The sequence below is a fragment of the Micromonospora craterilacus genome, from assembly GCF_003236315.1.
GTDB lineage: Bacteria > Actinomycetota > Actinomycetes > Mycobacteriales > Micromonosporaceae > Micromonospora > Micromonospora craterilacus.
Map to the genome: position 1 here is coordinate 1 of NZ_POTY01000301.1, position 7344 is coordinate 7344.

4 protein-coding genes and 2 pseudogenes are annotated in these 7344 nt (G+C 70.1%); 5 read left to right on the forward strand and 1 reads right to left on the reverse strand.

Features of this window, described 5'->3' with window-relative positions; genetic code table 11:
* Positions 1 to 333: 333 nt before the first annotated feature.
* Positions 334 to 555 (reverse strand): hypothetical protein, encoded by a 222-nt coding sequence (locus C1I95_RS30305; RefSeq protein ID WP_111219036.1) that lies wholly within the window; start codon positions 553 to 555, stop codon positions 334 to 336.
* Between the two features lie 903 nt (positions 556 to 1458).
* On the opposite strand from C1I95_RS30305, the gene C1I95_RS30310 reads away from it, so the two are divergent.
* The 5 genes and pseudogenes from C1I95_RS30310 to C1I95_RS36975 all read left to right on the forward strand — a co-directional run.
* Entirely contained in the window at positions 1459 to 2268 is an 810-nt protein-coding gene (locus C1I95_RS30310) for a polysaccharide deacetylase family protein (RefSeq protein ID WP_111219042.1), read from the forward strand.
* Positions 2269 to 2571: 303 nt separating this feature from the next.
* Positions 2572 to 2835 carry a hypothetical protein gene (locus tag C1I95_RS30315; protein ID WP_111219038.1) on the forward strand — a complete coding sequence of 88 codons (264 nt, stop codon included), beginning with the start codon at positions 2572 to 2574 and terminating at the stop codon, positions 2833 to 2835.
* An 849-nt stretch (positions 2836 to 3684) separates the two neighbouring features.
* Complete coding sequence (locus C1I95_RS30320; protein WP_111219040.1) at positions 3685 to 5988, forward strand: hypothetical protein; 2304 nt, start codon at positions 3685 to 3687, stop codon at positions 5986 to 5988.
* Between the two features lie 312 nt (positions 5989 to 6300).
* Positions 6301 to 6471: pseudogene (locus C1I95_RS30325) on the forward strand (IS1380 family transposase); the annotation flags it as partial.
* Between the two features lie 198 nt (positions 6472 to 6669).
* Positions 6670 to 7344 (forward strand): annotated as a pseudogene (locus tag C1I95_RS36975) (hypothetical protein); the annotation flags it as partial.

The window sequence follows — 7344 nt, forward strand, 5'->3', positions numbered from 1 at the left end:
TCCGGGCTCCGGGCTCCGGGCTCCGGGCTCCGGGCTCCGGGCTCCGGGCTCCGGGCTCCGGGCTCCGGGCTCCGGGCTCCGGGCTCCGGGCTCCGGGCTCCGGGCTCCGGGCTCCGGGCTCCGGGCTGTTTAACGAGGTCACGCCGAAGAAGTTACGGCTGTGGTGGGACTTGGCGGAAGTGAACTGATTGTGGCTGCTCTCTAGTAGTGCTGCCTGTCACATGGCTTTACAGAGCGCCCCGGGCCAGCCCAAGGACCATCTTCCAGGTGCTGGCCGATGCCGACGCAGGTCGCCAACAGGCCGGGCACGGTGCCGGCGAGCCGTCGGGAGCTCTACCGTCGCGGAGGCCACTCGCCGATGCGGGGCACCGGCCCGTGGTGCTGGCGCCGTATGTCCCTCACCCGCTGCTCGGTGACCCCCATCGCCTCGGCCAGCTGGGCGACGCTGACCCCCGCCTGCGTCAGCATCGGCAGCGTCCGCGCGAGCTGCGCCGTCACCTGGTGGGAGTAGGAGCGGTACCGCCAGCCGTGGACCGGGTACGACCTGAGTTCCATCTAACGTAGGGCCGCCTTCGTCTCCTCATTCAGACGCGGCTCACGTCGGGGTCATCGCCTCGCCGCAGCAGCCGGGCGGCCCTTGCGAGGGGTGGTCATGGCCGCCGATAGTACGGGCCTCGGCTGCCGGCAGGGACAGAGCCCTTCGAGCCGTACCTGGCTTTGTACTGGTGCCGGTACCCGGTCAGACGCCGAGGGTCAGAACCATCACCCCTGAGACGGGCACCTGTCAGCACTGTTCGGCTCCCTCGGCATTCCATCACCCAACCGAGTGATCATCCGCGAGATCGGCCGCCGCATCCAACACTGACCGATACTGTCAGTCGGGTTTGGAGCGGGCCCGCCCCGCCAGGGCGCTTCCTCACGTGGGCGCGGCCCGCTCCCACCCGTTTGCCGAGGGGCTCCCCAGCTGGGCACGGCAGCGTCCTCGCTGGCCGCCCGCCCTTCGGTTCGTCGACGGGGCGGCGGGCGCACGGCGACCACACTTTCCGCTGCCCGCCGCCCTGTCGTTCCATCCGACCGCTGAGGCGCAGTGAGCCGTCACGCTTCTTGGTGTTTCGCGGCTGCGACCTGCAGCTATGCAGATAGCCGCTTTGGTCCGGGACGTTTCGCATCCCATGCCAGGTCGACGTAGAGCGCGATTCCGGGTGAGGCACTCCAGCCAGGCCAGAGTTGCTGATGCTGCGGTGCAAGCACAGGTAGCCACCCACTCAAACACTTTTGCCCCATTTGGGCTTTTCGTTGGCTTCTGCTCCGTTAGTGTTCCTGCCTAGCGTGGAAGGAACGAGTGTGTACGGGGCTACTACAGGAAAACCGCGAGTCCTTCTCGGGGCACCGGAAGGAGCACGCCGAAAAGCGGTCGGGGTTGGGCCGGTGATCGCTGCGTCCGGAGTGTTGGTCTTCATGCTGGGCTCGACATACGGGCTCGGCCGAAACCTCGTCCTGGAGTCCCCGCGACGTAGTGCCGCGGCTGTCGTCGACAGCCTGGCCATCGCCGACCAGCCGCCGGGCCCTCTCCAGCCGCCCTCCTCCACACAGGTCCTCGGCAGTCAGCCAAGGCTGCCACGCGATGACGCCGACTACAGCCCACGACCAGAGACATCGACAACGCAAGGCCCTCCTGGCCCGCAACGCACCACCGGAACCTCAGACGTGGCGCTCACCTTCGACGACGGGCCGAACCCGGACTACACCCCTCAGGTACTCGCGATCCTGCGCGAGTACCACGTCACGGCGACGTTCTGCGTGGTCGGCCAGAACGCCGAGGCGTACCCGTGGCTGATCCAGCAGATCGTCGCCGAGGGCCACACGCTGTGCAACCACAGCTGGGACCACGACATGGCGCTGGGCTCACGATCGCCGGCACGGATCCACTCGGACCTGCTGCGGACGAACACCGCGATCCAGGCGGCGGTGCCAGACGCGCCAATCGCCTGGTACCGGCAGCCCGGCGGCCAGTGGACCCGCTCCGTGATGGCAGTGGCGGAGAACCTCGGAATGGCCTCGCTGCACTGGACGGTGGACCCGTCGGACTGGCGGACACCCGGAGCCGACCGGATCACCACAAGAGTCCTCCACGACGTGCAACCCGGCTCGATCGTGCTGCTCCACGACGCAGGCGGCAGCCGGCAGGGAACGGTCGACGCGTTGCGCCGCGTCCTGCCCGACCTGACCAGCCGATTCCACGTGAACGCCCTACCAAGCGCCAACTGAACTCAACGCCCTGCCACCACGGCCTCGGCTGAGCCCGCGAGAACCACGCCTCCTGGCAGCAGGTCTCCGAAGGCATCTACGACTGCCCGGACACGTAGACGTGCGGTGCCGGCACCAACCCGACGCGAAGCTCCCGTCCCCGGCCGCCGTCATCCTGGCCCACCCGGGTCAACCCGCAGCGCCAGCCCTGGCTGCCCACCCCGCCGGGCCGAACACGTTGGGAATCCAACCAGCCACCACCGGTAAGCGAGGAGGGGTCGGACCCGGACCGTTACGACAGCCTCATGCGGGAGAATCATTCGCATGCGCCCCGACCCGGAACTCGTCGAGCACTACCGCCAGGTACTCGACGACCGGCCGGAAGGAATCCGTGGCGGATACGTCCTGGGCTACCTCGCGGGGTCGGTGCGCGAAGCGGCCGACGACCACGAGCGACGCTGCGACGGCTGCACGACGTGTCACCATCTCCGGCAGATGTTGGCCCTCATCCTCGCGTACGAGCTGAACGAGGCCCCGCCAGACGCCCTGCGCAGAATCCACCGGTTGGACACCGACGGCGGGTTATAGCAGCGATAGGCTTGCCTACCAGCCGCCAGGACCGCGCCAGAATCTCCGTCACTACCAGCGGAGACTCCGAATCCACCAGGAGCGGCGAGCGTACTATGGCTTCCTGCTGCCTAAGGACCCCACGCCGGCACGGTACCGGCCGGGCTGCGTCTCCCCGTCGGGGTGTCGACGGCACTGGCCGGGGCGCTCATCCCGCTGTGCCCGGCGTTGGTCCGCCTGACTTACTCCGACCGGCAACCACACTGCTCGTCGCATTGCACCTGATGTTCCTGATGCACCACGTGGTCCGGGCAGTCATCGTGGTTGGACTGGCGCTCGCCGCCGCCCGGCTGCTACTCAAGAGCCGTGTTCCGGCCGCCGGCTGATCCCACACCACAAAGGAGCACGGGCGAACCGCCGACCCCACCAGACCTGCGCACCAGCGGTCCCGGCGGGGTGCGGGTGGTCGATTTGACGCCTCTCTCAAACAGCGCGACCTCGCGCGCGGGGTCGACCACACCGCTCCACAGAATCTGGTGACGCTCGTCATCATTAGTGCTGGAGCATGTCTGGGTCCGGTTCGACGCGCTTCTGCCCACACAGCCCCGACGCATCCGTTGGGAAGCCATCGACCTCGAACTGGCACCTGCAGCCGCATAGCATGCCCACCACCCGGGCACTACCACCAGCCCGAGCCAGCGCTTGAGTCCCGTCTGAGCATCACCGAGTTCGGCCGGCCGCAGCCGTCGTTCGTGGCGTTGATCGTGGGCAGTTCGGCGGGTGGAGGCGAATCCTCGGTATCCGCCGTCCTCCCTCAGCCTGCCGTCGTTCGCCGAAACGGTCCGCGAATCCGCAGGTCAGGCCACTATCGTGAGTTCGGGTCGGCAGTTGCCGGGAGGCGAGGCGTTGGCACACGAGGTGGTTGAGCTACGGGTGCACGGTGTCTCGGGGACCTCCGCCGAGGCGCTGCTGGATCACCCGATCGTGATCCGGGTGGCCGGTAACGACAACGCTGGTTTCTACCGGCCCCGTCCGGGGTTCGGGATCAGTGACCGGCCGGAGGGACTGCGGGTGGAGGCGTACCGGTGGGGTGCGCTGACCGCGGGTGCCACCGTGCGGACCTTGTCGCTGCTGTTCCTGTTGCCGTTCATGTTGGTGAATCTTGCCGTGTGGACGCGGCCGGCGACCGGCGGGACGGGCGGGTTGATCGGCCCGCTATGCCGGCTGCTGGCCGCGACTCTGACCGCCGCGTTCGCGCTGTCCGTGGTGGGGGTGACCGTCGACATCGTGGGCTGGCAGTGCGTCCCCTACCGTCCCTGCGTCCGTCACCGCGGCTATCTGGGTTGGCTGGCCGACATGCCCGTCGGGCCGCGCCTGGCGGTGCTCGCGCTGGTGCCGATCGGCGCGCTGCGGCTGCTGTGGTGGCTCGGAAAGCGGTCCGCCCGCGCGTTCGAGGCGTTCCCGGCTACGCGCGGGCAGGACCGCACCAGCGGCGGGGAGGACCGGATCGACAGCCCCGGCTTCTGGAACGACGCGCTCGTGGTGCAGCGACTGCGGGCCATCCACGTCGCGGTCGGACTCGGTGTCCTCGACGCGGCCCTCCTCGGCGCGCTCATCCACATCCATCCCACGGCGGTCGGGCACGTGCTCTTCGCGGCGGCCTGGGTCCTGCTCGCCGCCTGCGTCGTCCTGCTCTGCCTACCAGCCCACCGCGCCGCGGAGGGCCCGGGCCGGGGCGAGGTCGACCTGCGCGGCATCCGGGCGCTGCGCATAGCCGCCAACGGCCTCACCGTGCTGGCCCTCGTCTACGCCGCGATCCCGTTCGAGTCGGAACAGCCGCACGGGCAGTTGCCCGGGTACGAGGGCGCGGTCGCCGCGGTGATCGCGGTCCAGACCGGCCTGCTGGCCGCGCTCGTCGTCACCACGCTGCACCAGCGGCGACGCAGCCGGGACACCGCCTCGACGTGGCTGAGTGGACTGGCCACCCCGATCTTCGGCATTGCGGCGGTCGCCGCCGCGTACGGATTCTCCGCAGCCCTGGTATACCGCGTCGCCGACTTCCTCGACCGGGGAGAGATCCCGAACCCGGCCCGCCCCGACGTGCCCGGCGCGCCGCCGCTGGAGCCACCAGTCTCCTACCGCTGGGCGGCGCTCGCCGGGCTGGCCGCAGTCATGGTCGTCACCGTCACCACGATCTATCGGATCAGGAAGACCCGACGCCACCGACATCGCTTGGCCGAGGCGATCGTCCGGCAGGACTTTCCCGACCCACCGCCGGAATCCCTGCCCCAACGAACCACCGTCCGGCAGATCATCGCCCGAGCCGCCCTCGCCGAGCAGCTCAGCCCGGTCTTCATCGTGTTCCTGGTGCTGTCGCTGATCGGCGTCGCCACGGTAGCGCTGGACCTGGTCGGGATCGGGCCGTCGGCCCTGAGCAAGAAGCTGGCCCGCACTGACGGCACGGCGACCACCGACCTGGCGCTCGCGACCGACGTCGGGATCTACGTCATCGGCCTGGTCGCGCTCGGCATCGTCGTGCTCGGACTGCTCTCCTACCGCTCCGAGGGAACCCGCCGCACCGTCGCGGTCATCTGGGACCTAGGCACCTTCTGGCCACGCACCGTCCACCCCTTCGCACCACCCTGCTACGCCGAACGGGCCGTACCGGAACTCGCCAAACGCATCACCGCACTGACCCCCCAAGGCGGCGTCATCCTCTCCGGACACTCCCACGGCTCCGTCCTCGCCGCCGCCACCCTCCTCCAACTGCCCGAGGAAGTACTGCCCCGAGTGGCACTACTGACCCACGGCACCCCGCTGCACCGGCTCTACGCCCGACTCTGCCCGGCCTTCCTCGGCGACCAGGTCCTCCACGAGGTCGGCAACCGGATCGGCTGGCGGTGGATCAACCTGTGGCGCAACACCGACCCGATCGGCGGCCCGCTGTTCTCCGCCCACCGACCGGGCGAGACGCCCCGGGCCCAGGACCCGGCCGGCACGGTCGACCGACGACTGCGCGACCCGAGCGGAATCGCCGTGGAGCTGGACGACACCGTCCCCCCACCGATCAACGGACACTGGCCCTACCACACCGACCCGATGTACGAGACGGCCGTACGGGAGCTGGCCGGGCGGCTCGACCCGAGCGGCTTCCCCCCGAACCGCGACCGGTAAGCGGAGCACCCAACCTGCTGACACGCATACCTCCGACGCAAACAGCCGTGACGGCGGGATGCCGGCTTCCACTCCCCGAGCCCGCCCAGCACCGCGGTCACCGCCTCGACTGTCAGGCCGGCGGCGGTAGCGGCATGATCTTCGCCGCCACCCTCGTCATCACCCAGATTGGTCGAGCCTTGTTCGTCACGGTCCTGATGAGTGGCAAGGAGGTGGCGATCGGCTCCGTACAACAGCTCATCTGGTTCTGTCTCGCTGGGGTGCTGTCGATCGCGGGCGCGCTCGTCCACGGCACGACCCTGGTGGCGATATGTCTGGGAGATCACCGGCCTGGTCGACGCCGCCGGCTGGCCGCAAGGAACCCGATTCCTGGTCCGCCGCGAACGCCCGCACCCCGGCGCCCAACTGTCGCTGTTCGACACCATCGAAGGCTGGCGGCACCAGCTGATCGCCACCGACACCCCACCCGGCCACGGCAGTATCCACGCCGGGGCCAGGTCGACGACGCGCCGTTGGTGCTCGCGCCCCTGGCTCCGGTGTTGGGCAGCGGCCGAAGTCCGCGCCTGGCCAGGACGCGACGCGCCAAAAACTCGACCAACGCCGGACTGCGATCGGTCGACTTCGTTCGGTAGAGTGCGGACGTTGATCGTCGGCGATGGCCGAGGGTCGGAGGAGTGCGGGATGAGTCGACGGGGCGGGCGGTGGACGCGGGTCGCGCTGCGGCTCGGGCTCCTGCTCGGCGGGGTCGTCGTGGTGTGGGGCGTCCACGAGGCCGCCACCACCGGGGTCGCCTACGCCGCCGACCGTCCGCCAGCCGCGCCGGTGGATTCCGCCGTCGACCTGCTCACCGGCCTCCTCAGCCCGATCCTCGACCCGAAGGCACCGCCGGCTGCCCCGGGCGCGCCCACCGACGAGACGAGCCCCGGCACCCCGCCGAGCGGAGCCGACACTCGTCCCGCGCCGAACCGTCCACCAGCCCAGCCTGCGGCCCCGCCGGCGAACCAGGTCAGCCCACCGCCGGCCCCCGCCCAGGCCGGCACGCCAAAGCCAGCTGCTGGCGCGGGCCGACCGGCCACCCGACCGGCTGACGGTCGGGTGCTGGCACCGGTGGGTGATGTTCTCCGTCCGGTCACGGAGCCGGTCCGGTCCGGGGTGCTCACCCCGGTGGCCGACACGCTGCGCCCGGTCACCGACCCGGTGCGGGCCGGCCTAGTCACCCCGGTGGCTGACGTCCTCAGCCCGGTGATCCAGCCGCTCGCCCCGATCCTGTCCCCCGTCTGGCGAGGGCTGGAACCGGTGCTCGAGCCGCTGGAACCCGTGCTCGACACCCTCGACCCGGTGACGGACCCCCTGGAC

Coding starts and splice junctions, on each gene's coding strand:
- C1I95_RS30305 (WP_111219036.1), bottom strand. CDS start 555: ATGGAACTCAGGTCGTACCCGGTCCACGGCTGGCGGTACCGCTCCTAC.
- C1I95_RS30315 (WP_111219038.1), top strand. CDS start 2,572: ATGCGCCCCGACCCGGAACTCGTCGAGCACTACCGCCAGGTACTCGAC.
- C1I95_RS30310 (WP_111219042.1), top strand. CDS start 1,459: ATGCTGGGCTCGACATACGGGCTCGGCCGAAACCTCGTCCTGGAGTCC.